Source organism: Bacillus mesophilum, from assembly GCF_008923265.1.
Lineage (GTDB): Bacteria > Bacillota > Bacilli > Bacillales > Cytobacillaceae > Cytobacillus > Cytobacillus mesophilum.
The window spans coordinates 898,530-923,038 of the sequence record NZ_WBOT01000001.1; the positions used below are offsets into that span (position 1 = coordinate 898,530).

Consider the following 24,509-nt stretch of genomic DNA (forward strand, 5'->3'; position numbering starts at 1 on the left):
TATATAGTATTGGAGGAGTAAAGAAATTGAAACAATCGATTTTGATGAATTCCGACCCATTTGAACAATATGAACAATTGGCTCTTTCTTTTGAGGATATTGTTACTACTAAAAAACAAGATTTAATACAAGAAAATGCAAACATGGATGGCCGAAGTCCATGTGGAATGATGAATAAGTTTGCCAGCGAAGCATCTAAATTTTATACAAAAACAGAGCTTTTAAGTGATGAAGCTAAACAGGCAATGAAGGATAACTTTATTTACCCTCACGACCTTGATTATTATGCGACCGGCACAACAACCTGTGCACAAATACCGCTCGGCAAGCTCTTGCAAACTGGCTTTCATACTGGCCATGGCTTTATGAGAACACCCAGTGATATTACGAGTGCCATGGCACTGGCCACGATCGTTTTCCAATCCAATCAGAATATGCAGCATGGCGGTCAGTCCGTTCCTGCCGTTGATTTCGATCTGGCTCCTTTTGTCAAAAGAACCTATTTAAAAATACTTAAACGCTTAAACAGCTATCCGCTGCAATGGACAAATGAAGAAAAGAGCAAGCAGGCATGGGCTGAAACGGAGCGGGCAACTTATCAAGCGTGTGAAGCATTTATACATAATTTAAATAGCATGCATAGCCGCGGGGGCGGTCAGACTCCTTTTACTTCAATTAATTATGGAACAGACACATCAAAAGAAGGACGATTGCTAATCAAAAATCTGCTGCTTGCCACCCAGGCAGGCCTTGGAAAAGGCGAAACACCTATCTTCCCTATTCAAGTGTTTAAAATGAAAAAAGGCGTTAATTACTTTGCTGATGATCCTAATTATGATTTATATCAATTGGCTTTAGAAACAACTGCAAAACGTTTATTCCCTAATTTTTCTTTTATTGATTCACCGTTCAATCTTGCCCATTATAACGGAACTCCTGAATCGGAAGTTTCCTATATGGGCTGCAGAACGAGAGTTATGAGCAATCGGCATGGTGAGGAAAACAGTGTCGGCAGAGGAAACTTATCTTTTACGAGTGTCAATCTAGTCAAGCTTGCTCTCACTTCCAGCAGCATTGCTGAGTTTTATCACTTATTAAACGAATATAGTGAAATAATCATCCGTCAGCTCTACGATCGTTATTTATTTCAGGCTAAAAAGCAGGCAAGGGATTTTACTTTCCTCTATTCTCAAGGTGTTTGGCTTGGAGGCGAACAATTGAAGCCAGATGACACATTAGAAGTAATCTTGAAACAAGGCACTTTATCGCTCGGTTTTATCGGTTTGGCAGAATGTTTAAAAGCTTTAACAGGAAATCATCATGGTGAAGACGAGGAAAGCTGGAAACTTGGCTATGAAATTATTCAATTTTTGCGAAATAAAATGGATGATGCAGCCGAAAGATACGATATAAATTATAGTTTAATTGCCACACCTGCTGAAGGGCTAAGCGGCAAATTTGTAAAGCAGGATCAGCTTCTATTTGGCGAGATAAAAGATATAACCGACCGGGCCTATTACACCAATTCCTTTCATATTCCCGTTCATTATTCTATCAGGGCAATCGATAAAATTAGGTTAGAAGGTCCCTTCCATGAACTGTGCAATGCTGGCCATATTTCTTATATTGAGCTTGATGGTGACGTAAGGCGAAATGTAACTGCTTTAGATAGGCTTGTGAAAGCAATGGCAGAACATCATATCGGTTATGGCAGCATTAATCATCCAGTGGATCATTGCAAAGTCTGCGGATATAATGGGTTAATTGATGAAGAATGTCCGAGCTGTAAAAGCACTGATGAGGGTGACTTTCATCGTATTCGCAGGATAACTGGTTATTTAGTTGGTGATATGAGCAAGTGGAATAGTGCAAAAATGGAAGAAGAACGAGATCGAGTGAAGCACGGGGCAAACAAATGAAGGTGATGAATATTTTGCATGATTCAGTCGTGGATGGTGAAGGGCTGCGGACCGTCATTTTCTTTGCTGGATGTCCCCATCAATGCCCTGGCTGTCATAATCCCAGCAGCTGGCATATGCAAAACGGAACAGATATGAATGTTGAAGAAGTTGTCCAGGAAGCAATGAATCCGTTAACAGATATCACATTAAGCGGTGGTGATCCTTTTTTTCAGGCTAAAGAAGTTAAGCTTGTAGCGAAAACACTTAAAAGTCTTGGTAAGCATATTTGGGCATATACTGGCTATACACTTGCTGAGATTCAGGAAAAAGGAAGCAGCGACCAGCAGGAATTATTGTCCTATTGTGATGTATTGGTCGATGGCCGATTTATTATCGGACAGAAAGACTCCACACTTCCATTTAGAGGGAGTGCAAACCAAACGATCCATTACTTAGCATAATAAAAGGATAGTGGCGTTCCATTTGGACGCCACTTTATTATTTATCTATAGGGTAAAGAAACTCTTAACGAATTGCTCTGAAACATCTTCCAGCTTCTTATACTGATATTGAGGATTACGATCCTTATCAATCAATACCGAACGGATTCCTTCATAAAAATCACGATGCTTTAAAAAGTTTAATGCCAGTACATAATCTGTTTCAAAACATTCCCGGACTGTTTTTACTTTGCCATCTCTTAATTGCTTTAAGCTCACCTTTAACGATACAGGTGACTTCGACGTTAGTATCTTTAACGTTTCTGCCGCAAATTCACTAGAAGCTTTTTCTAATGAAGATATGATCTCTTCAACAGTGTCATAGCGGAAATGAGAATTAATCTCTTCTTCCATTTCTTTCAAAAGACTTCTTTCTGCAGGTTTCGTGCTGTAATTCTTGATCATCTCTCCAACTTGAGATGCTTCCTCCCATTCAAATGCTTCAATATCCTGTAAAAATAGAGGAATATCTTCACTGGTTATATACTCTTCACCTGCATGTATATATAATACATCAGCTGCATTAATTGTTGAGCCTGTCAAAGCAAGGTATGCCCCGATCTGACCTGGAGCTTTATTTAGAAAATAGGCGGCAGCTACGTCTGGAAAAAAGCCAATATTCATCTCTGGCATAGCCCATTTTGTCCGTTCCGTCACAATACGATGTGACGCCCCGCTGGAAAGCCCGACACCGCCGCCCATCACAATGCCGTCTAATATCGCTATAATCGGTTTTTCAAATTCATAGATAAAGAGATCAAGCATATACTCCAATTCAAAAAAGTGGCATGCACGTTCAAAAGCGATTTCACTTGATTGTGCTTCATATAGAGTCTTAATATCTCCTCCCGCACAAAAACCTTTTGCTCCTTCCCCTTTCATGACAATTACTTTAATTGAATCATCAGATTGCCACTTCGTTAATTTCTCACTGATGATTGATATCATTTCATAGGAAAGCGAATTAATGGCTTTAGGACGGTTGAGTGTTAAAGTTGCTACGCCATTTTCCTTCACTTCCGCAATTACCACATCTGTCATTGGAATCCTCCTCATATAATGCTTTACGTGTTTTCATTGTTCTATGGATGTTCAGTCTGGTTTCATCTTAACATGGTTCATAACCGTTGACTCTCTTCGAAACCATATGTTCATATTTTATTAACCATAAGTCTTAGCAATAAATTCCCCTGAAAGAAATCCAGAGGAATTTATGATTATTTACAGGTTCAATTAGAATGCTATTAAAACCAGCGCTCTGTAACCACTTTTTTTCTCGTATAAAACTGTACTCCATCCTTGCCATTTGTACCTAAATCTCCGTAAAAAGATGCCTTGTTGCCCGCAAATGAGAAAAAGGCCATAGGTGCTGGTACATTGACGTTAACACCGATCATGCCGGCATCAATAGAGTTGCGGAAGATTTGTGCACTTTTTCCGCTTGAAGTATAAATAACTGCACCATTTGCAAACTTTGATTGATTTGTCAGCTCTATTCCTTCTTGTAAATCTTTTATTCTGACAATGCTTAACACAGGAGCAAAAATTTCATCCTGCCATATTTTCATATCTGTAGTTACATGATCAAAAAGCGTTGCACCAACATAATAGCCTTCTTCTTTTTTGCTGTCTTCCCTGCCATCGACTAGAAGCTTAGCTCCTTCCGATACTCCGCTATAAATATAGCTTAAAACTCGTTCTTTATGCGATTCGCGAATTAGAGGACCAACAAAATGCTCCTCATTTGTCCCTTCTCCTGCTGTTAATTTCTGTGTTTCTTCTGTTAAAAGAGCAACAAATTCATCCGCAATATCCTCGGTTACCGCTACAACAGAACATGCCATACAGCGTTCACCGCTGCTGCCGAATGCTGCACCAATCACACCTTGAACGGTTTTCTCCAGATTGCAGTCACCTAAAACCACTCCATGGTTTTTAGCTCCTGCCAATGCCTGCACTCTTTTTCCATTTGCAGACCCTTTTTCATACACATATTTCGCAACAGGCTCAGAGCCCACAAATGAAACCGCCGCAATTTGCGGATGGTCCAGTATGCCGTTGACAACATCCTTACCGCCATGAACTAAATTTAAGACTCCCTTTGGGAAGCCGGAGGCATAAAATAAATCTACTAATCTTTCAGCAAGAACCGGCGTACGTTCTGATACTTTTAAGACAAATGTATTTCCGCATGCGATCGCAAGCGGGTACATCCATAATGGCACCATCATCGGGAAATTAAAAGGCGTGATTCCTGCGACAACACCAAGCGGATAACGCCAAATAGAGCCATCAATTCCTTCTGCAATGTTCGGAAGTGCATCTCCCATCATCAGATTAGGCGCTGAGACAGCAAGCTCTACCACTTCAATGCCGCGCTGTACTTCTCCTCTTGCATCCTTGAGTGTTTTTCCATTTTCTGCAGTAATAATCTGTGCAAGCTCCTCTTTATGTGTTTGCAGCAGCTCCAAATATTTATATAAAAAGCGAGCACGATTCGGTACCGGCACCTTTGACCAGGAGGTATAGGCAACTTGAGCTGCTTCTACGGCACGATTTACATCTTCCTCCGTTGAAAGTGGCACATACGCAATAATTTTACCAGTAGCCGGATTTGGCACAGATTCAGTTGCTTCACCTAAAGACTCTACCCATTCTCCATTAATATGATTTTTCATTTTTTTTACATCTGTATGAATCATACGAGCCGTTCCTCCTCTTTGTTTGTATTATTGTGTTCCTGAATCATTTTATAAACGATGGACATATCAAGATCTCCATACCCTTTAGCATCTGCTTTTTGATAGTTTGCCAGCAGCGTTTTAGAAATTGGCAGTTCGACTTGCTGCTGCTCAGAAAGCTCCATCGCAAATTGCAAATCCTTAATCAGCAGTTTCAGAGTAAAGCCAGGATTATAATCATCCTTAGCGATAAAAGATTCATAATTTCGTTCGTAAATACGGCTCTGGCCATAGCTTACATTTAATACTTCAAAAAGCTGCTTTAAGTCTAGTCCGCTTTTCTCAGCAAGCGTTAACGCTTCTGCCACACCCCAAGTGTAATAGCCAATCAGCAGATTGTTCATCAGCTTTGTGATCGTTCCACTATCTACTTTTTCACTAATATGAAAAATATTTTCTCCCATTGCTTCCATGACTGGAAACGCCTGGTCGAACACTGTCTTTGAACCGCCTGCCATAAAAGTTAGTGTCTTATTGACAGCACCGACGACCCCTCCGCTCACTGGTGCAGCTATAAACTGGCCGCCATTCTCTTCTATGGCCTTTTCTATTTTTTGATGAAGCTCCGGTGAAATTGTACTTGTATCAATTAAAATACATTTATTTGAGCTCTGTTCAATAAGTCCATGTTTGCCAAAATACACGGACTCAGCAGCCTTATTTGAAGGAAGACTAGTAAAGATGACTTCACAAATTCCTGTCAATTCTTCAACTGGGGTACTAATCTTGCCGCCAAGCTTTTGAAAAGCATCTTCTGCTTTTTCGTTAATATCAGAACCATATACGATATAGCCTGCCTTTAATAAATTGGCGCTCATCGGCAGACCCATATTTCCCAATCCTATAAATCCTATTTTCTTCATATTCAATCCTCCATTCTTAAAAAGCTTAGAAGCTATGAATGTTAAGCTGCCACGAAACTATACGGTAAAATATTGACCCTTTTGCAGGATTGCCTGAGCGATTTTTCTTTTCGTTATAAGCGTCTGGCTTCTGGTTGGCACATAAATGGATGAGACCTCATTCAATTTTTCTTCTCTCTCAATCTCATTTTCGTATAAACAAGCAATCATCACTGCTGCACCAGAAGCAATTTTATAAAAGCCTTCTTCACAAATTGTTTCTGATAATAGCTGTATAACTTCATGATCAGGATGTTTAAGAGTTCTTCGATAGCAAGAATCCATCACGTATAGTTCACTTGTCGCATCAGCCAGTATTCTCATCAGCTCTTGTTCAATATTTTTTGGATGACGTTTCATGGTAAGCGCTTTCAAAATTTTGTCGAATAATTCAGCTCCACCGACTAAATATCCTTCTTGTCGAGTCAATTGCTCTTTCTTATATAAATCTTTAATAGAACTCGGCAAAGAAGTTCTTTTTAATGCATTTTTCGCAATGGTTAGCCTGTTGATTTCATTTGTACCTTCAAAGATTCGGCTGATTCTTGCATCACGATAAAGTGCTTCAACAGTATAGTCTTTCATATAGCCATTGCCGCCATGTATCTGGACAGCTTCATCCACGTTACTAGCCAATGCCTCAGAACCAAACACTTTACAGATCGAAGCCTCAAGTGCAAATGCAGAAACAAGCGAATTAAAGCTTTCTGTTGAATCTTTACGATTTAAGACTTCATCTATATATCCTGCTGTCCGATATGAAATACTTTCTGCACCAAAAATAGCAAGCGCCATATTGGCCAGTTTTTCTTGAATCATATGAAACTCGCTAATGCTCTTCCCAAATTGCTGCCGCTCCTCCGCATAATGAATGGCCAGCTGCAGTGCTTGTTTCGCTGTCCCAATGTTAGCAAAAGAAAGCTTTAAGCGTGCTAAATTCAAAATGTTTAATGCTACAAGATGACCTTTGCCTATATCGCCGAGTACATTTTCAGAAGGAACAAGACAATCTTCCAAAATCAAGGTAGCTGTAGAAGATCCCTTGATTCCCATCTTCTCTTCTTCAGCACCAATCGAAACGCCTTTAAAATCTCTGTCGACAATAAATGCGGTCATGCCTTGAACGGATTTTGCAAATACGAGAAAAACATCTGCAACATTGGCATTTGTAATCCATTGTTTTTCCCCATTAATAACCCAGCTGCCGTTTTCCAATTGTTTTGCTGTAGTTTTAGCGTTTAAAGCATCAGAGCCTGCATTTGATTCTGTCAGTGCATATGCGCCAATCCATTCTCCGGAACCAAGTTTTGGCAAATACTTTTGCTTTTGCTCCTCTGTTCCATAGTATATATATGGCAGTGTGCCAACACCAGCATGAATATTAAACGAAACACTGAATGATCCTGCCCATCCCAGCTTTTCCGCGACAACGCCAGAAATACTTTTATCTAATTGAAAGCCGCCATAATCTTCAGGTATTTCAATACTTAATAAACCAAGTTCACCGGCCTTACGGAATAAATTCACTACTTCTGCATGCTGCTGTTTTTCAATATTACCCACTTTAGGCTTCACTTCAGTTTTTACAAAAAGCTCAGCGGTTTTTGCAATTAAAATATCGTCATCTGTAAAGTCTTCTGGGGTGAAAGGAGCAGTTATGCTGTCGTAAAAAAGATAAGGATTGTGTGACATCGTATTTGCTTTCTCCATCCTAATAAACCTCCAATCAGGAAAGAGAGATGAGAAACACCGCTAAAAAGGTATTCTCATATCTCCTCTTATTCATTTCAAGACTATGTTACTGCCCTTTATTTAACACCGTTTTGGCCATTTTATTGTCCATCTCTTCAAATTTATAATATGAAATCGTTTCATATAATTCGCTTCGAGTCTGCATACTTTCAAGAGCTTCTTTCTGGCTTCCGGTATTTTTTATAAGTGAAAAAACGCTCTCGTATGCTTTAGCTGCCACCCGTAAAGAGGTAACAGGGTAAATCACCATTTTATAGCCCATCTGTGCAAATTCTTCAGCTGAATAATATGGTGTTTTCCCAAATTCAGTCATATTGGCAAGCAGCGGAACCGACAGCTGTGCCGCAAACTGTCTAAATTCTTCTTCAGATTGCAATGCTTCTGGAAAAATAGCATCCGCACCAGCCTCAGCATAAGCTTTTGCACGCTCCAATGCAGCAGCCATTCCCTCCACACCGCGTGCATCTGTTCTGGCAATCACATAAAGAGTCGGTGCTGTTTCCTTTATAATTTTAATCTTTTGCACCATTTCCTCTGTTGTTGTCAATTGTTTTCCATTAAGATGTCCGCATTTTTTCGGGAGCTGCTGATCTTCTATTTGCACAGCAGCGACATGAGCTTCTGCCATTTCTCTTGCTGTTCTAGCTGTATTTAAAACACCGCCAAACCCAGTGTCGATATCTACTAGCAGCGGCAGATTTGTTGCCCTTATAATATCTCTTGCTCTGTCCGCTACTTCTGAAGAAGTGACAATCCCTAAATCAGGCAGACCTTTACTTGCGGTGTAGGCCGCTCCCGATAAGTAAAGTACATGAAATCCAGTATTCTTCGCAATTAAAGCAGCCATTGCATCATGCGCACCAGGGATCTGCACGATACTTTCGGTGTCAACAAGCTTGCGAAAAGTATCCGCAAGCTCTTTTTGTGTTAAAGGCTGATCTACAATCCATGCCATATCCAGTTCTCCTTTTACACTCATTTTCTTTTAATCTTTTTTTTATGTTTTATCGAACAAATAGCTCCACAAATTCATTTACACTCATTGCTGAAAGAGATGATTGATCTAAACACGCCTTTTCAATTTTTTCCTGCTGCTCATCACTGTAATAAGATTTTAAGTTATCAGTGAACTTTTGAATGACCTTTGGCAAAGCTTCCTCTCTGCGGAACCGATGTCCTAATGGATATTCACTTGTCAGTTTTTCAGTCGCATTACCATCTTTAAAATGAACCTGCACCGAATTAGCGATTGAGCGCTTGTTCGGATCTAAGTAATCAACACTGAACTGCTTATCCTCTGTGACAACCATTTTGTCTCGAAGCTGATCAACTTCAGGCTCTGCTGCTGTAGCATCCTCATAGTGTTCTGCGGTAATATGCCCTTTTAACAGGCCGATTGCCGTAATATATTGAAGACAGTGATCACGGTCAGCAGGATTATGAAGCGGTCCTTTTTTATCGATAATGCGGATTGCTGATTCGTGTGTAATAATATCGATCTTATCAATTTCATCTAAACGATCCTTCACAAGCGGATGCAGTTTCACTGCACATTCTGCAGCTGTCTGCGCATGGAATTCCGCTGGGAATGAAACTTTAAATAATACATTTTCCATTACATAGGTCTCCAGCTCTCGCGCAAGTGTTAATTCTTTCGTGTTAAATAGAACATCCTGAAAGCCCCAGCCTGGTGCAGATAATGCAGATGGATAACCCATTTCACCTTTTTTCGCCATTAGAGCGAAATGAACACCGCGGCTTGTTGCATCTCCTGCGGCCCATGATTTTCTTGAACCAGTATTTGGTGCATGACGATAGGTTCTAAGAGCAGAGTTATCAATCCATGCATTTGATAGCGCGTTGATAATCTCCTGTCTTGTACAGCCAATCATTTTCGCAGCAACAGCCGTTGTAGCAATTTTCACGAACAGAACATGATCAAGTCCGACGCGATTTAAACTATTTTCCAGAGCAAGAACACCTTGGATTTCATGTGCTTTGATCATCATTTCTAATACATCTTGAACGGTAAACGGCTCTTTTCCTTCTGAGATATTAACTCTGCTCAAATAATCGGCAACAGCAAGTATGCCTCCCAGGTTATCGGATGGATGTCCCCACTCTGCCGCAAGCCATGTATCGTTATAGTCCAGCCATCTGATCATACAGCCAATATTAAACGCACCACTAACGGGATCTAGTACATATGAAGTTCCCGGTACTCTTGTGCCATTCGGAACAACCGTTCCAGGTACGACTGGTCCCAGAAGTTTCGTGCACTCCTGATAATTGAGAGCAAGGATTCCGCAGCCCAATGTATCAAGCAACACATAATGTGCCGTCTGGTAAGCTTCTTCACTCGTAATCTCTTTATCAATCACATAATCAGCAATTTGCTCCAGCAAACGATCGGTTTTTGTTTCATTTGTCACTTTTATCACTAGTCATCTTTCCTTTCATATTCATTTCAGCTATAGTTAAAAGGTGTGTTTGGCAGAACACGCACTTTTTCGGCGGACGGCGTTTAAACAACTCCCCAGTTGTTTTATTGATTTAACAGATGCCGTTCGCCTACATAATGAACTCTTGGTCTGAATAATTTATTGTTTTCGTGCTGCTCAATCACATGTGCACATAACCCTACTGTTCTTGAGCTAAAAAAGATCGGTGTATACAGAGGTATTGGAATACCAAGCATCCAATATACCGGTGCCGCATAGTAATCAAGATTTGGGAAAATTCCTTTTTCCCGCTCCATTACTTTTTCCCCGGCCTCACACATCTGATATAGAAGGTCATTGCCTTGTTCATCACAAAGTTCTTTTAACGCTTTTTTCATAAGCAATGCCCGCGGATCCATCTTTTTCATATACACTCGATGGCCAAAGCCCATAATTTTCTCTTTCTTTTCCAACTTGGACTGAAGAAGTGCTTCAAATTCTGCTGGTGTTTTAGCGTCTAGCAGCATATACATAACTGCTTCATTAGCGCCGCCATGCAAGTTTCCTTTCAGTGAGGACACCGCACCAGTTAGGGCACCGTATAAATCTGATTTAGTGGAAGCTATGACTCTGGCAGTAAATGTGGAGTTTGGCATTTCATGCTCACTATAGAGGACAAGTGATTGATCGAAAATGCGTTCTTCTAAGGATGTAGGTACTTTTCCTGTCAGCATATAATAAAAGTTTGCACTATATGACAATTCTTCAAGCGGTGCAATCGGTTCCTTCTTCTGAAGAATATGATAGCTGTTCGCTACAATGTTTGGCATATGGCCAAGCAATTTATAAGCTTTTCTTTTATTCGCTTCTGCTGAAGAATCGTCTATCTCACGATCAAAGCCGGCTAAAGCTGAGATCCCCGTTCGAAGTCCATCCATCGGGTGCGTTTCATGAGGTAATAGTTTGAAAATACCGTTGATTTCTGAGGGAATTTGATATTCATCCTGCAGCTGTTTGGCTAGCTTTACTTTATCCGCAGGACTAGGCAGTGCATCTTCTAATAATAAATGAACAATATCCAGATATTCTTTTGACTCTGAAAGCTGTATTAAATCATAGCCTTTAATGACAATTTCTCCCAACTTCGTATCAAGTAGAGAAATACGTGTTTCTGCTGCTGCAACACCGTCTAAACCTGGAGAGTAGATAACTTCATTGCTCATATTTCATCCTCCATTCCCTATATCGTTTTAGTGAAAGCCCTTACAAAATTATTTAAAAAAATAGTTTTTTCTACAATATTTTCAGTTTTCACTCTGATGTTTTCACCCTTGATTACAGGTTAAAAACATACTTAAACAAGGTAATAAAGTGTTTTAATGACTAATGCACATCCCTCCTAGCTTATGTATGGACAGATCATAAAGCTTGAGTATGCAGAATAATAAGGATTATCTTACCTATTATTCAATTTTCCATTTTAAAGATACCAAATAATTTAAAAATTTACAATTGTTTTTGTTGGGTAAAAATTCTATTTACTTTTTCATTTGATATGGGGATGCTTCTTCTGAAGTTAAACTCTAGACGCTTTTTGAATTTTTTCCAGCCGAGATTTCAGACAACAAAAAACTCAGTTCCCAAATTGAGAACTGAGTTCCATTTACAATTAGAAAGCCGCCTTTGCCGTAATAATGTATAAGAAAGTTTTAAACCACCACTTCTCAAAGTGGGTGTTCGCAAAAACGATCCTGCATGTCCTCCTTGTCTTATAGACAGAGGCTTGTCATTCCTGTTTTGATTTTAAACTCCCTATTACAGCTTAAAGGTTAAAACTTAATTATGATTACGTACAATGCAGCTTAGTTCTTATCATATAGCATGCAGAGAGAAATATCAATGGAAAAATAAGTAATTTACTCAAAATTGTTATTTAAGTATAGTTTTTTATTTTATAATTACTAAATTTTTTTCATACAATTACTAAAAACTATGCACTTAAAATTCTCTTTTCAATGCCATTGGTTCAACAACCCGGTCCATCACCCATTTTACAAGAAGCCACGGCCATTTCCTGCTAAGGGGCAAGTGCTCCTGATAAATGACATTGTATTCGATATACTGTTTTGCTCCGCGTTTCCTTTTAAATTCACTTGCACCAGCACTTCTGTGCCCAGTATATCCATGATCAATGATCTCTTTCGTAATCATATATGAAAGCATTCGATATAAACCTAATTGTCTGCCCTTTTCTGTACAATAACCCAATATTGGGGTTGTAAATACAGAATGAACAGTAAAATACCCAATAACACCAACTACATCCTCATTTTTAATCCATTTAAATTGCAGCAGATTTTTCTTCATGGCTTCAGTAAAAAACCTCATATTAAACTGCGGATTATGCACGGAGTATTTATGGATATAAAGCTGACTATAAAGTTTATGTGCGTATGAGGAAGCTTCTTCCAGGCTGCTTAATGTTTCCACGGCCTTTATCTCATGTTTTTTAAACAACGCGGCATCTTGACGGAGCAATTTTTTCTCTTTCTGTGTAAAGTTTCTTTGCGTATCTTCATCCAGCAAATAGACGGAACGTGACATTATTTTCTCATAGCCCTCTTTAAGAAAATCGCTCATCATCGAACGATGGAGCCTGTTATTTAGAGAGCGAAACATGATGGTATGCTCTGGGAAAGTCTTTGTTAAGCAAGCAGTTATTTCTTTAATTTGCTTTGAAGTCAGCTGGTTAGAATATAAATTTGTTGATAACAGCCAATTATTTACGATCACCACTTTATTAAATGAGCCTTTTCGAAGAAAAAATCCTAAAATGCTGATCATCTTTTCAAAAAACTTCTCTAAATGTTTATTGCCAAGCTCCCAAAGCTCCTCTTTTGCATAAGAAATATAATGTGTATAAGGTGAACAAACATAGGAATTTTCATATTGTTGTTCATTCTTTGTGATTGGAAGAAGCAAAGTATCTATTCTTATAAAAAATAATTCAGTCTTCACATTTTCAATATAATGCTGGACTCCATCCTTTACAAGATGTTCAAAAAAGCCTCGTACGTACGCTCCATTGGCTATTTCATTCCAGGGAATCTGGTAAAAAGTATCCTGATCATAAAGTTTAGCTTTCATGGTTCTGCCTTAATCTGCTTTCAATTCGTTTGCGTTTAATATGTGAAAGCTTTTCGTCATATGTTTGGAATATCACTTGAGGCCGATTGAGGCTTAATGTATCCCAAAGCTCCCATATCTTTGATTTTACTTCCTGTTCCATTTTTACTTGTTCGCCATCACCTTTGATCATGACTGCAATTTCGATCCAATTTGTCTGGATGACCTTATATTCATTAATTCGGTCAGTTGCTGCCATTACCGCTCTTCTTAGAAAATCCGGAAAGATTGGCACTTTCTCTCCGCTAAGCTTGTTAGTTCCCCAAAAAAGATCATCACTGCGTCCATCAATACGCTCTAATGCCATAAATGGCGATCCGCATGGACATTCGTCTTTCTTTTCAACTAAGAGATCATTGAGCTGATAGCGGATGATTGGCTGAGATGTTCTTGTGAAGTCTGTTATGATCGGCATAAATACCCCATGCTCTTTATCTATATACTGCTTATGTATACAGACAATATCTTCATTGATATGTAGCGTGCCATGATTGCATGTAGCTGCTAAAAATCCTTCAGTGCATTGATATACATTGTGAAGTTTTTGTCGAAAAGTTTTTTCAATATAATGCCGATCCACCTCTTCCAGCACTTCAGCAACTGAAATCATTTTCACGGGTGTTATTTCAATATCCCCCTCGTTTTGCCATTGAGCGATCATTCTAAGCATGGATGGCGGTCCAACCACAATTGAAGGTTTTATGTCATTTAACCTTTTTTTATGAATTTCCAAGGAATCCAGAAGATCAAAGAAATAAAAGGAAATTCTTCCTTCCCCAGCAGCTTCATATAAATTGTTATTAGCTCTCAGAAAAAAAGCGATTGAGTGCTTTCTGAGAATAGAAGAAGGCAGCAATTTTGCGAGGATCGTTCCACTCCACATAGCTCTTTCTTGATCAGATATTAAAAATATCCCCCTATTTCCGCTGGTTCCAGAGGATAACCCGATAGAAACATCTCGAATTTTTGGTGAGAAGTCTCTTGTCTCTTCTGCTTTTAGTGCCACAGAAAAAGCTTCCTCGGCAGTAATATTGACTGTATTAAACACATCAAAATGCTCCATCATCAATTTTTTATCAATAACAGGCAGTGCTTCCCAGTTCTGTTCACTGATTTCTTTTTGATATGGCTTCAGCAAGTCTGCATAAAACGGTGAATTTTGCTGGACGTATTCCAGGTGAGATTTGATCTTGCTATGTTGGTATGCCAATAAATCGGTTCTAGAACGAAAGGTTCTTCTTTTTGTTTTTATGTACTGCATTAGAATTTTCCATTTACTCATAGATTTCACCTTTTTGTACTTTGTTCCATGTCACCTGACAATGTGTTGGCAGTATTTCAATCCCAGGATGAGTATGCATTAAGGAATGCAGCCGCTGGATATGATGAACATACGCTCGTTTATCCGCAATCAATAGATTAGCAATCAAATGCGGGTAAACTAGTTTTTCATACGCAATGCTGCTCCAGACTGCATCTGCGCATAGAAATAAAACTTTACCGCTTTTTACTGTTATAAATACGCCAAACTGACCGATGGCATGTCCAGTTAAGTCAACTGCAACGATTGTTTCGTCATCTGTGAATACAGTATAACCTTCATGAAAATCTCCTCTGTTCGATAACTCCACTGGGCGTTCATCATCAATAAATCGGGATCGGCTATTAAAATCTGCAGGAAGTAAATCAAGCAGGCAGCCTTTCGTTAAAGCTTTAAACTTACTGTTGTACTGAACATCTTCATACCCTTTTCGAAAGGTGACAATTTCAGCATGAGGAAAATCTTTTAATCCGGCTGTATGATCTCCATGAAAATGCGAAAGAATGATCGTAGTAATCTCTTCTGCTTTTATTCCATCCTTGGCAAGCTGATGGACAATCGCTTGTTCTTCAGTAAAAAAAACAGGCGTCAGCTTTCTGTAGATTGAATAAGGAAATTTTTCAGTTTCGGTCATAAATCGTTGTGCATAGCCTGTATCAAATAAGATATATCCTTTTGTTTGGTGTTTAATAAGCGCAACTGCTGCCGGAAATTTGACAGATTTGAGACTACCCTTTGGATTGACAATTTTTTCAGGATGTGTGCAATAACCGCATTCGTATAATTTAACCCATTCAATTGCCATTGTTTTCTTTCCACCATTCTGTAAAATGAAGCATGCCTTCTTCAACGCTGATCCGCGGCTGATATCCTAACTCTGTTTTCGCTCTTTCAATGTTCAGTGTCTGGCTTTTTGAAAGCACACTTACCGTATATCTTGTTAAAACAGGTTCACGTCCGCGCAAAAAATATTTAAAAATGAACTCCAGCCCTTTCGCTATCGTAAATGCTGTTTTTTCGGATATATTTTTATAACGGACTGGCTTTCCAAGCTGGTCCATTACCTTCTCAACTATTCCATATAAATCAACATTAACACCATTTGTAATATTATACTTTTGGCCAAGCGTATGATTGCCTGAATTCATGCACAAAAGAAGAGCATCGACGACATTTTCAACATAAGTGACGTCTACCTCTACCTTTTCATTCCCGATTTTCGGAAGTGCACCCTTTTCGCAAACCCTTATAAGCCGTGGCAGGATCGCTTGATCTCCAGGTCCAAAAATCGCTCTCGGTCTGATCGTAATGACAGGTAAGCCATTCCGAAATGCCTCATCAACCTCTTTTTCTGCTAAAAATTTGGTTTGTGCGTATTCATTCACAAATGTCTGCGGGAGAACATCGTCTTCTTTTACATTCTTTCTTTCATCATAATAAAAATAGATACTAGGTGTGGAGACATGAATCAGGCGTTTAATTCCATGCATTTGACACGCTTCAATGATATGCTTTGTTCCCATGACATTAGCTTGATAAAAGTCTTCATATTTTCCCCATGGTGACGATAGGGCCCCACAATGGAAAACATAATCAGCGTTTTGACAAGCATCAAGCACATCCTGGCGATTCGAAAGCTCTACCTGCTTAAACCATATGCCGTTTCTTTGTAACCTTCTTCCGGCTTGTTCATTTCTGCCGAGCCCGATTACATCATGACCCATTTGTGCTAATCTCACTGCAAGCTTTTGCCCAAGAAATCCTGTCGCCCCAGTTACGACCATCTTCAAAACTCTTCACCATCCCAGCAAATATCGAGAGTAGATTGTGTAAGTATACTTACTGAATTTTTTCTGCTACGTCTCCATATATTGATTAAACTAATAGATTGATAGAAAAAAGGCTTTAGATCCTTAATGTTAAAAATAATATCACGAGAGGTAAACATAATTTTAAGCCATTCTTTCATATTTTTGGTTTTTCTGATATTTGAATAACCATATAAGAGCATGGCAGCACTGATCATAAATTGTATTTCTTTCCTTGGATAAGACAGTTCACTACGTTTGGATTGCAAGTGCTCAATGAGCTCTGTCCCAAATAAATGAATACCGCTTGTTGTGCGGGGATTGCATTCAATAGGAATGGCTTGATTGCTTTCATTTACGATAAAATCAAAAGAGATTTGTCCTGAATATTGCAATGTTTTGACTATTTTCTGTACAAATTCCTCTATGTCAGACCTTGGCACATGCTGAAAATGGAGCGATGCCCCCTCACCTGCTGTGTATTTTGCTTTATATACAGTATGTGTAAGAACTTCTCCCTTTACAGCAATTGAGTATGAACAATACTGAACTCCTGTCAGCCTTTCCTGAATAATCCATTCAGAAGTTTCCTCAAACAACTCTGACGGAATGCTTTCCATACGATCTCCATACATAATATGATCTGAAAAACGGGTGAATTTGCGCTTTACAATAAAACCATTCGGCATTTTGCTATAATCTTCAACAGCATCTTTAGATAATTCAATTGTTTTGGGAACTGGCATGTTACAGCTTTCTGCAAGTTGGATAAATGTATACTTATTATGCAGTAGTTCTAACTGCTTAAAATCCCCTGCAAAAACAGGACAGGTAAGATGTTCTGCCTTTTTTGATAAATAAAATGTTTCCTCGCAGGTGGGAATAATAAGGTCAATGTTATAGGTACAGATCATTTCATTGAGTTTATCAATATAAGAATCCGTTGCAAATTTAGCTGAAGGCAGAAGGATAAATTTCTCGATCGAATTCGAAGCTTTTGTAAGTGAGAAAGGATCACTATCAGCTCCAAACACCTTCACACCAGCATTATTTAATAATCTGCATATATGAAGAGCACCCGGTGACCTTGCTCCAGTAACAAGCACAGTCTTAAAATTCAAGAACCATTCCTCCAATGCTCAGACCAGCAGAAGTTCCCAGCAGCAAAATTCGATCACCTCTTTGAATTCGTTTTTCTTTTATTGCTTCATATAAGGCAAGAGGGATAGAAGCAGAAATCATATTTCCATAGTTTTCAATAATACTCATAAAACGAGGTTCTTCGACATTCAGCTTTTTGCGGATAATCTTCATCGCTGCCCAGCTTGCCTGATGAGGGATGACCATATTGATATCCTTCATCCACAGCCCGGTTCCGCTAAATAGCTTTTCTATAAAGGGATTCATCAATTTTGAAGACATTTTAAAAATAGCTTTGCCATCCATATCAAATAAATAATCTGCCTTTGACTCCTCACTATAGTGGCGCGGATGTACTTTGGTTCCGCCTCCGCGAATTTCAGAAAAAGCTGCACCAGCACTATATGTTTCCATTCTTGATGTCAATATGCCGGAAGAACCCTCACTTTTAGTGATGATGGCTGCGGTTGCTCCATCACCGAAAAGCACACTGCTTTCATCCTGGCGCCAATTTAAGCCAACAGAGGAAATTTCGGAATTTATGATCAGAACATTTTTATATTTTCCTGCATCAATCATATAGCTGATAACATCAAGAGCAGCAACAAATCCTAAGCATGTTGAATTTATATCAAAAGCCGGTACACCCGAATGCTCTAACCCCAGTTCCTTTTGAATAAGAGCGGCATTACATGGAATTGCTTGTTCCATAGTGCCACTACCGCTTACAATACAATCTATATCATCCAAACTCATGCCTGCATGTTCAATTGCCATTTTCGCCGCCTCTGCTCCCATAAATGAAGCAGATTCATCTTTAATAAAATGGCGCTGCTTGACACCAGATCTCGCTTCACTCCAGCCAGGGGCTGCACCAATCAGCATATCAATTTCAGAAGCTGTTACAATCCTTTTAGGCAAATAGATGCCTATTCCTGTTATTTTCACTTTTCTTGCCATTTTCCTTTACACCTCATATATATAATTACTTAAAAAGTAACATATTACATTCTAATATACTATCAATTTTTTTATTATTGACTAGCTTTATAAAATAAAAAAATGCTTTTATAGCATAAAAAAACTGCAGCGTATGATCATACACTGCAGCACATTTTTAGCTTGCTTTTAATTCTTGAATGGGTTTTGGGGCAGGCTTTGAGAAGTAGTATCCCTGAAAAAGTTCATAGCCAAGAGCTTGCAGATAAAGGAAGTCCTCCTCCGTTTCAACTCCTTCAGCAAGTGCCACACCACCTATCTCCTGAGTAATGTCCAAGACGGACTTTGCCATTTCTTGTTTCTCAGGATCAGTGCTAACACCGTTCGAAAATTCCAGCGCTAATTTAACAAAATCAGGTTTTAGTTCTCTAATTTTATTAATGCCATTATAACCAACACCAACATCATCTAAAGCATATTGAAAACCATGCTTACGATAATACTCTAGTATCCGCTTTAGATGTGCGATGTTTTTAACTTCATCTGTTTCTACAACTTCAAATACAATTTGAGAGGACTTAATACCTTTTTTTTCAATCAGCTCAAGCGTGCTTTTCAGGCAATGCTCAGGCGAATAGATTGCAGTTGGCAAAAAGTTTATAAAAATCAGCTGATCTTTTTCCACTTCTCCAGCATTACTGACCGAATTGATTCTGCAAGCATGGTCTAGTGCAAAAAGTCGATTTCTCACTCGGGCTGCTTCAAACATATGAAAAGGAGAAATCAGGTTTCCCTCTTCAGAAAGCCCTCTTGACAATAATTCTTGCCCTACAATCTTTACCAGGCCGTTTTCGACCGTAACAATTGGCTGGTAATGAGTGGTTATACTCTTATTGATGATGATTTCATCTACCCAGATGGCTTCTCTTAAAGGCTGAAATTCTCGAGCATTTTTTAATGAATGCAATGCCTTTAAAGGATCCAGGCGATCAGATTGTACGGCAAAAATAGTATCCATGTTTAAATGTGCCTCTGCATAATCAAGAAAGTCAAAAAATACTGATTCTAACACCCATACAAGTCTTTGATTAATGACATGCCCGTCATTCGTGTCATTTTCTGCAGAAAGATATTGAATTAATTTGTCTGCTTGATTTTCATCTGAAAAATATACTGTGTAACCAAACGCTTTTGGATGACAAATATCACAACTCATGATCCACACCCCACATAGCTTTAGTTCTTTTAGTATATATGATCTATTTCAATTTTACTATTTATAAACTCGAAATAAATGATTAAATATACAATGAAGTTTATTCCAATCTTGCCAAATACTATATTTTTCTATTATTAATAGATTCTAAGAAGCTGTTTAATATAAAAAATTACACTTGATCTACCATTCTCTTCCTATCTTTTTGTGTTTATTGTCGCACGCCTTTGTTAGCCAGACTGAAAACAGCTATTACTTTGTCCTATTTAAAAGCGAACCTAACCTTGCCGCCGATCGGCAGCTGTGCCAGCTTCCATAAATCTTCTTCTGCAACTTTTCCAATAGTCGTGTAACCTCCTATTGTTTGTGCATCCGCCATCAAAATAATAGGCTGACCGCTGCTTGGAACCTGAATGGTTCCAAATTGGACAGCTTCTGACAATATATCATGACCATGTTTGCTAATGATAGCTGGTCCTGATAAAAAATATCCCATTCGATCGCCTGTTTTTAAGACATACTCCGCGTTTTCAAAAGTTTGTCTGCTGCTATTTTCAAACATTTGATGATGAGGACTTTTCCAAACCTTTACCTTAATTTCTGATTCATAAACAGGAATCTCAGCATATATTAACCCTCGCTCGCCACTTTTACTAGCTGGTCCGGCTGCATAAAGGATCATTCCTTTTGTAAGGGCTGATCCAAGCTGTCCTTTTGGAAATACAGATGAACTATTAAAATATTGAGGTGCCCTAAAACCTGTTTCAGAAAAGAGATAACTAATCTTCGAGTCTTTGTTTCCATTAGCTTTTATAATCTGTCCCTTTCTAGCAGTGAATGTTTTCCACATTGGAATTGGAACTCCATCTAAAGTCGCGTTTACTTCTCTCCCGGTAAAAAGCAATCGATGATCTGAAAGGACTTCCAGCTCTAAGCCCATAAATAAAATCTCAATGGCTGCTGCATTTGGATCATTTTTCATAATATGATTGCCTAAGGCAAAAGCCTTCTGATCAAGAGCACCTGAGATCGGGATCCCAAATTTATGATGCCCTTTACGACCTAAATCCTGAAAGGAACTGTAAATGCCAGTTTTTCTGACTTTAAGGATAGGAATCATTTCATATCGCCTGCCGAAAGGACTGAAATTCCTTCTTTTTCTAACTCAGCACGGATAAAACGGGTAATCGCAGCCGAATTTTTTCCGTCACCATGAAAGCAAATAGTTTCCGCATTCAAAGAGATCCAGCTGCCAGATAAAGTGCGGACTTTTTTATGAATGACGATATTTTTGACTTGCTCTAGAATTAGATTACGGTCCGTTAAGACCGATTGCGCTTTACTGCGGGGAGTCAAATAGCCGTCCTCAGTATAAGTGCGGTCGGCAAAGGCTTCAGCAGCAGTTTTTAAGCCAGCGATCTCAGCCTGTTTAAGCAGTTGACTGCCTGCCAATCCAAAAAGAATCGCATTCGGGGCAGCATCATAAGTTGCTTCAGCAATTGCCTTTGCTGTTTGTGCATCACTTGCACCTTTATTATAAAGTGCACCATGAGGCTTAACATGCTGAAGAGAAATTCCGTTTACATCACAAAACGCTTTTAATGCACCAATTTGATAAACAACACAGTTATATATTTCGGAGGGAGTCATTTCAATATTTCGTCTCCCAAACCCTTGAATGTCCGGATAACCTGGGTGTGCACCAACCGCTACTTCTCTTTCTGCTGCCAATTTGACAGAAGAGAACATGACGTTATAGTCACCTGCATGAAAGCCGCAGGCAATATTAGCAGAAGTAATACTCTGAAACAATTCATGATCTTCTCCTATTTTATATAAACCATAGCTTTCGCCAACATCTGCATTTATATCTATTCTCATTGTTCACCTCTATTAACTTCAGCTGATATTCATGTAATCCAATGCTGTATATCATCTGGATTTTGTTCTAAATCTCTTTTAATCTCCCAAAACTGTTTCACTGAGATTGTTTGAAACCTTACGATATCACCAGCTTTGCATAGGAAAGGGATATTGCGGTTAGGCTGATAAAGTGAGAGAGGGGTGCGGCCAATAATATTCCAGCCGCCAGGTGAACTTACTGGATATACACCTGTTTGTGCACCGCCAATGCCTACAGTCCCTTCTCCTAATCTCTCTCTGGGCACCTCTAAGCGAGGAGTCGCTAAACGTGGATGCAAACCGCCTAAATAGGGAAAACCCGGCAAAAATCCGATGGCATGGACAGCATATGCTGGTGCTGTATGAAGGTTTATCATTTCCTTATGTGTCAAACTTGTATGTTTCATCACTTTTTGTATATCAAGAGCAAATTCTTCATCATAGCACACAGGAATTTGAATAGTATTATAGGGCTGATCTTTATTTGTTTTTAAATTCATTTCATTCCAGTTTTCAAGTAATTTATGTGACCATTCAATAGGTGATGTTGTGTTCGAATGAAAATAAACATGTACGGTTGTGTAACTCGGTACCACATCTTCAATTTCTAACTTTCCATATGTTCGAATAAGTTGATTAAATACTCTTATTTGCTGAAAAGTCTCCTCTGAGATTTTCTCACCAAAAGAAAAGCGGATGCTCCTCTCTCCTGTCTGCATGACTTTTGGTATGATCTTATGATCTTTCATCTTCCGAAAGCACCTCAATACAAATACGGATTCCTTTTAGTAAGTCTTCATGTGACATGCTTGGGATTTTACCGTGCACTAATGCTAATTCATGTGAAGCAGGTATATGAATAAAACCAGCTTTCATGTCAGCATCCTGTTTCTTTGCATAATGCAAAGCCTGATACATGACGTGATTACATAAATATGTTCCAGCAGAATTCGATATTTCAGCAGGCAGTCCACTGCTATGCAGGCTATTAATCATGTTTCTTATGGGGAGTGTTGTAAAATAGCCGTCTTCTCCTTCATCAATGATTCGCTCATCCTCCAGTTTATTTCCGCTGTTATCTGATTCACCATCATTTATATTAATGGCTATTCGCTCTGGCGTTATTTTATAGCGTCCACCAGCTAACCCCAGTGAAATAACAGCATCAGGCTTATATTTTTCTATGTATGACAGAAGTTTCCGGCCGGCAATACGAAAATCTACTGGCAATATTTCCGAGTGGATCCCGTAGTCACCAATACTTTGGCCATTTAATTCGGAAGCTATTTTCATAGTTGGATTTATTTTAAATTGTAAAAAAGGCTCAAAGCCTGTGAGTAAAAGTTTTTTCATTTTGCAGCAGCCCCTTTAATCTTCTATTTATATTTGTTTTATCACATTTTGCAGCTGATAAACATTTGTTCATCAGTGATGTTGCGCTTTACCACATAATAGCACACTTAGTAGATTGAATACTCTCGTTATTCTAAAATCACTGAAAAAGCAGTCGATTTTTGTTTTAACGATTCGTTTGTTATAAACTAGTTTTATAAGTTTTTATTAGGAGGCATTAAAATGACTGATAAACAAATAGAAGCAAAAATAGCAGAATTAAAAATGGAATATATGCGTCTCCAGGATGATGTAGAAAAACTGGAATCATTTGGACGTTCAACCACTGCACAGGAAGAAAAAATGAAAATGATTGAAGAGGAACTGCAGTCTTATCATCGGATGAAAGCAGAGTAAATCATTATTTGAGATAGAAAGAGGCAGGGACATAAGTATTTAACACACCTATTGAACCGAATGGTTAGGAAGGTCATCTTTCTAATCATTCGGTTTTTTATTTATAATTATAAAATATATTTTATTTACATGAGTGAAATGGAGCGGAGGGTCCTCGACTCCTGCGGGCTGCAGAGCAAAGGGTGAGACCCCGCAGGAACGAAGTGACGAGGAGGCTCAGCTTGCTCCCCGCGGAAAGCGAGGGTCCGCAGCGCAATGGAACGGTCTTGATTAAATACCGAAACCAAGATATTGAATATTCGTGTTTTAGAAATATTAATTTCGTTTTGTCCCAGCCCCTAATTGTTTTTCATCGAAAGTTTATATAACTCTTGTGATGAATATGTTTTTACTCCATTTCGATCCAATTGAGCAATTTTATACATGGCCATGGCCACATTATGTGCTTTAATACCGATTGAACTTAGCTTTGAAGATGAAAACATCTTGGATAAGAGGTTATAAACAGTGATTGCTGCGCCTTCTCCTAATCTGAATTCTTCCCGTTCTCCAACAAGCAATGCGGGATGAATGATAGAAAAGGCTGGTAAGTCCAATTTCTTGATTTTTTGTTCAAGCTCGCCTTTCATTCTCGAATAAAAAATTTTGGAATTTGGGTTGGCATTCATCGAACTAATCAAGATAAAATGCTGTGCTCCTTGTTTGTGTGCCAGCTTTGCCATTGCAACAGGATATTCAACATCAATCTTATACATTGCTTCTTGTGTTTTCGCTTTTTTAATGGTTGTACCTAAACAGCAAAATATATCTTCTGCACTAAAAAGGTCCTCATAAGCATGCAGGTTGTTAAAATCGCAAACTACTTCGATTAATTTGTCATCTTGTATTTCCAGCGGTCTGCGCACAAGAGCTACAACCTTCTCGTATGCATTTCCATTTAAAAGCAGCTGAAGCAATTCTCTTCCTACTAAACCAGTTGCACCAGCAATTACGGCTGTTTTAGGCATATGA

22 protein-coding genes and 1 other RNA gene are annotated in these 24,509 nt (G+C 38.8%); 3 read left to right on the forward strand and 20 right to left on the reverse strand.

Translation table 11 applies throughout. The annotated features are described in order from the left end of the window. Positions 1-44 precede the first annotated feature (44 nt). Together F7732_RS04400 and nrdG are read left to right on the forward strand one after the other, a co-directional pair. A complete protein-coding gene (locus tag F7732_RS04400) occupies positions 45-1,919 on the forward strand; it encodes an anaerobic ribonucleoside triphosphate reductase (RefSeq protein ID WP_151572643.1) in 1,875 nt (624 codons plus the stop codon). Next, the gene (nrdG, locus tag F7732_RS04405) at positions 1,916-2,362 is read left to right on the forward strand and encodes an anaerobic ribonucleoside-triphosphate reductase activating protein (RefSeq protein ID WP_151572410.1); all 447 of its coding nucleotides are present in this window, start codon (positions 1,916-1,918) and stop codon (positions 2,360-2,362) included. The genes F7732_RS04400 and nrdG overlap by 4 nt, the downstream gene beginning before the upstream one ends. A gap of 45 nt (positions 2,363-2,407) precedes the next feature. On the opposite strand, the gene F7732_RS04410 is transcribed toward nrdG, so the two are convergent. From F7732_RS04410 to pcp, 19 genes are all read right to left on the reverse strand, one after another. Then, positions 2,408-3,442: an enoyl-CoA hydratase/isomerase family protein gene (locus F7732_RS04410; protein WP_151572411.1), complete on the reverse strand. Its 1,035-nt coding sequence runs from the start codon at positions 3,440-3,442 to the stop codon at positions 2,408-2,410. A 203-nt stretch (positions 3,443-3,645) separates the two neighbouring features. Beyond that, positions 3,646-5,103 carry a CoA-acylating methylmalonate-semialdehyde dehydrogenase gene (locus F7732_RS04415; RefSeq protein WP_151572412.1) on the reverse strand — a complete coding sequence of 486 codons (1,458 nt, stop codon included), beginning with the start codon at positions 5,101-5,103 and terminating at the stop codon, positions 3,646-3,648. Beyond that, positions 5,100-6,005 carry an NAD(P)-dependent oxidoreductase gene (locus F7732_RS04420; RefSeq protein ID WP_151572413.1) on the reverse strand — a complete coding sequence of 302 codons (906 nt, stop codon included), beginning with the start codon at positions 6,003-6,005 and terminating at the stop codon, positions 5,100-5,102. The genes F7732_RS04415 and F7732_RS04420 overlap by 4 nt, the downstream gene beginning before the upstream one ends. A 57-nt stretch (positions 6,006-6,062) precedes the next feature. Continuing rightward, positions 6,063-7,736: an acyl-CoA dehydrogenase family protein gene (locus F7732_RS04425; protein WP_240056539.1), complete on the reverse strand. Its 1,674-nt coding sequence runs from the start codon at positions 7,734-7,736 to the stop codon at positions 6,063-6,065. 106 nt (positions 7,737-7,842) lie between these two features. Further along, positions 7,843-8,751, reverse strand: coding sequence for a methylisocitrate lyase (prpB, locus tag F7732_RS04430; protein WP_151572415.1), 909 nt, complete (start codon positions 8,749-8,751; stop codon positions 7,843-7,845). Positions 8,752-8,800: 49 nt separating this feature from the next. Then, positions 8,801-10,228, reverse strand: a complete 1,428-nt coding sequence (locus tag F7732_RS04435; protein ID WP_420837673.1) for a bifunctional 2-methylcitrate dehydratase/aconitate hydratase — start codon at positions 10,226-10,228, stop codon at positions 8,801-8,803. Between the two features lie 113 nt (positions 10,229-10,341). Then, positions 10,342-11,460 (reverse strand): citrate synthase, encoded by a 1,119-nt coding sequence (mmgD, locus tag F7732_RS04440; RefSeq protein WP_066445406.1) that lies wholly within the window; start codon positions 11,458-11,460, stop codon positions 10,342-10,344. A gap of 447 nt (positions 11,461-11,907) precedes the next feature. Continuing rightward, a non-coding RNA gene (ssrS, locus tag F7732_RS04445) (6S RNA) lies at positions 11,908-12,104 on the reverse strand. 131 nt (positions 12,105-12,235) lie between these two features. Further along, positions 12,236-13,384, reverse strand: a complete 1,149-nt coding sequence (locus tag F7732_RS04450) for a hypothetical protein (RefSeq protein ID WP_151572417.1) — start codon at positions 13,382-13,384, stop codon at positions 12,236-12,238. After that, positions 13,374-14,705 carry a F390 synthetase-related protein gene (locus F7732_RS04455; protein WP_151572418.1) on the reverse strand — a complete coding sequence of 444 codons (1,332 nt, stop codon included), beginning with the start codon at positions 14,703-14,705 and terminating at the stop codon, positions 13,374-13,376. The genes F7732_RS04450 and F7732_RS04455 overlap by 11 nt, the downstream gene beginning before the upstream one ends. After that, positions 14,698-15,549 carry an MBL fold metallo-hydrolase gene (locus F7732_RS04460; protein ID WP_151572419.1) on the reverse strand — a complete coding sequence of 284 codons (852 nt, stop codon included), beginning with the start codon at positions 15,547-15,549 and terminating at the stop codon, positions 14,698-14,700. Before F7732_RS04460 ends, F7732_RS04455 begins: the two co-directional genes overlap by 8 nt. Then, the gene (locus F7732_RS04465) at positions 15,539-16,534 is read right to left on the reverse strand and encodes an NAD-dependent epimerase/dehydratase family protein (protein WP_151572420.1); all 996 of its coding nucleotides are present in this window, start codon (positions 16,532-16,534) and stop codon (positions 15,539-15,541) included. Before F7732_RS04465 ends, F7732_RS04460 begins: the two co-directional genes overlap by 11 nt. Further along, a complete protein-coding gene (locus F7732_RS04470; protein WP_151572421.1) occupies positions 16,531-17,673 on the reverse strand; it encodes an ATP-grasp domain-containing protein in 1,143 nt (380 codons plus the stop codon). The genes F7732_RS04465 and F7732_RS04470 overlap by 4 nt, the downstream gene beginning before the upstream one ends. After that, on the reverse strand, positions 17,663-18,652 hold the full coding sequence (locus tag F7732_RS04475) for a beta-ketoacyl-ACP synthase III (protein ID WP_151572422.1): 990 nt from the start codon (positions 18,650-18,652) through the stop codon (positions 17,663-17,665). Before F7732_RS04475 ends, F7732_RS04470 begins: the two co-directional genes overlap by 11 nt. A gap of 157 nt (positions 18,653-18,809) precedes the next feature. Further along, positions 18,810-19,847 carry an EAL domain-containing protein gene (locus F7732_RS04480; protein WP_151572423.1) on the reverse strand — a complete coding sequence of 346 codons (1,038 nt, stop codon included), beginning with the start codon at positions 19,845-19,847 and terminating at the stop codon, positions 18,810-18,812. Positions 19,848-20,109: 262 nt separating this feature from the next. After that, positions 20,110-20,967 carry a 5-oxoprolinase subunit C family protein gene (locus F7732_RS04485; protein WP_151572424.1) on the reverse strand — a complete coding sequence of 286 codons (858 nt, stop codon included), beginning with the start codon at positions 20,965-20,967 and terminating at the stop codon, positions 20,110-20,112. Then, positions 20,964-21,728, reverse strand: coding sequence for a LamB/YcsF family protein (locus F7732_RS04490; RefSeq protein ID WP_151572425.1), 765 nt, complete (start codon positions 21,726-21,728; stop codon positions 20,964-20,966). Before F7732_RS04490 ends, F7732_RS04485 begins: the two co-directional genes overlap by 4 nt. A 29-nt stretch (positions 21,729-21,757) precedes the next feature. Then, positions 21,758-22,498 carry a 5-oxoprolinase subunit PxpB gene (pxpB, locus tag F7732_RS04495; protein WP_151572426.1) on the reverse strand — a complete coding sequence of 247 codons (741 nt, stop codon included), beginning with the start codon at positions 22,496-22,498 and terminating at the stop codon, positions 21,758-21,760. Continuing rightward, complete coding sequence (gene pcp / locus F7732_RS04500) at positions 22,485-23,102, reverse strand: pyroglutamyl-peptidase I (RefSeq protein ID WP_151572427.1); 618 nt, start codon at positions 23,100-23,102, stop codon at positions 22,485-22,487. The genes pxpB and pcp overlap by 14 nt, the downstream gene beginning before the upstream one ends. 222 nt (positions 23,103-23,324) lie before the next feature. Here pcp and F7732_RS22800 point away from each other — a divergent pair, with 222 nt between their 5' ends. After that, positions 23,325-23,498 (forward strand): SE1832 family protein, encoded by a 174-nt coding sequence (locus F7732_RS22800; protein WP_192912991.1) that lies wholly within the window; start codon positions 23,325-23,327, stop codon positions 23,496-23,498. Between the two features lie 338 nt (positions 23,499-23,836). Here F7732_RS22800 and F7732_RS04505 read toward each other — a convergent pair whose 3' ends face one another. Beyond that, a complete protein-coding gene (locus F7732_RS04505; RefSeq protein WP_151572428.1) occupies positions 23,837-24,505 on the reverse strand; it encodes an NAD(P)H-binding protein in 669 nt (222 codons plus the stop codon). Between the last annotated feature and the right edge of the window lie 4 nt (positions 24,506-24,509).

Bases quoted from the DNA above. Each gene is read 5' to 3' on its own strand.
- F7732_RS04400 (WP_151572643.1), top strand. From the start codon at position 45: ATGAATTCCGACCCATTTGAACAATATGAACAATTGGCTCTTTCTTTT.
- nrdG (WP_151572410.1), top strand. From the start codon at position 1,916: ATGAAGGTGATGAATATTTTGCATGATTCAGTCGTGGATGGTGAAGGG.
- F7732_RS04410 (WP_151572411.1), bottom strand. From the start codon at position 3,442: ATGACAGATGTGGTAATTGCGGAAGTGAAGGAAAATGGCGTAGCAACT.
- F7732_RS04415 (WP_151572412.1), bottom strand. From the start codon at position 5,103: ATGATTCATACAGATGTAAAAAAAATGAAAAATCATATTAATGGAGAA.
- F7732_RS04420 (WP_151572413.1), bottom strand. From the start codon at position 6,005: ATGAAGAAAATAGGATTTATAGGATTGGGAAATATGGGTCTGCCGATG.
- F7732_RS04425 (WP_240056539.1), bottom strand. From the start codon at position 7,736: ATGTCACACAATCCTTATCTTTTTTACGACAGCATAACTGCTCCTTTC.
- prpB (WP_151572415.1), bottom strand. From the start codon at position 8,751: ATGGCATGGATTGTAGATCAGCCTTTAACACAAAAAGAGCTTGCGGAT.
- mmgD (WP_066445406.1), bottom strand. From the start codon at position 11,460: ATGAGCAATGAAGTTATCTACTCTCCAGGTTTAGACGGTGTTGCAGCA.
- F7732_RS04450 (WP_151572417.1), bottom strand. From the start codon at position 13,384: ATGAAAGCTAAACTTTATGATCAGGATACTTTTTACCAGATTCCCTGG.
- F7732_RS04455 (WP_151572418.1), bottom strand. From the start codon at position 14,705: ATGAGTAAATGGAAAATTCTAATGCAGTACATAAAAACAAAAAGAAGA.
- F7732_RS04460 (WP_151572419.1), bottom strand. From the start codon at position 15,549: ATGGCAATTGAATGGGTTAAATTATACGAATGCGGTTATTGCACACAT.
- F7732_RS04475 (WP_151572422.1), bottom strand. From the start codon at position 18,652: ATGGCAAGAAAAGTGAAAATAACAGGAATAGGCATCTATTTGCCTAAA.
- F7732_RS04480 (WP_151572423.1), bottom strand. From the start codon at position 19,847: ATGAGTTGTGATATTTGTCATCCAAAAGCGTTTGGTTACACAGTATAT.
- F7732_RS04485 (WP_151572424.1), bottom strand. From the start codon at position 20,967: ATGATTCCTATCCTTAAAGTCAGAAAAACTGGCATTTACAGTTCCTTT.
- F7732_RS04490 (WP_151572425.1), bottom strand. From the start codon at position 21,728: ATGAGAATAGATATAAATGCAGATGTTGGCGAAAGCTATGGTTTATAT.
- pxpB (WP_151572426.1), bottom strand. From the start codon at position 22,498: ATGAAAGATCATAAGATCATACCAAAAGTCATGCAGACAGGAGAGAGG.
- pcp (WP_151572427.1), bottom strand. From the start codon at position 23,102: ATGAAAAAACTTTTACTCACAGGCTTTGAGCCTTTTTTACAATTTAAA.
- F7732_RS22800 (WP_192912991.1), top strand. From the start codon at position 23,325: ATGACTGATAAACAAATAGAAGCAAAAATAGCAGAATTAAAAATGGAA.
- F7732_RS04505 (WP_151572428.1), bottom strand. From the start codon at position 24,505: ATGCCTAAAACAGCCGTAATTGCTGGTGCAACTGGTTTAGTAGGAAGA.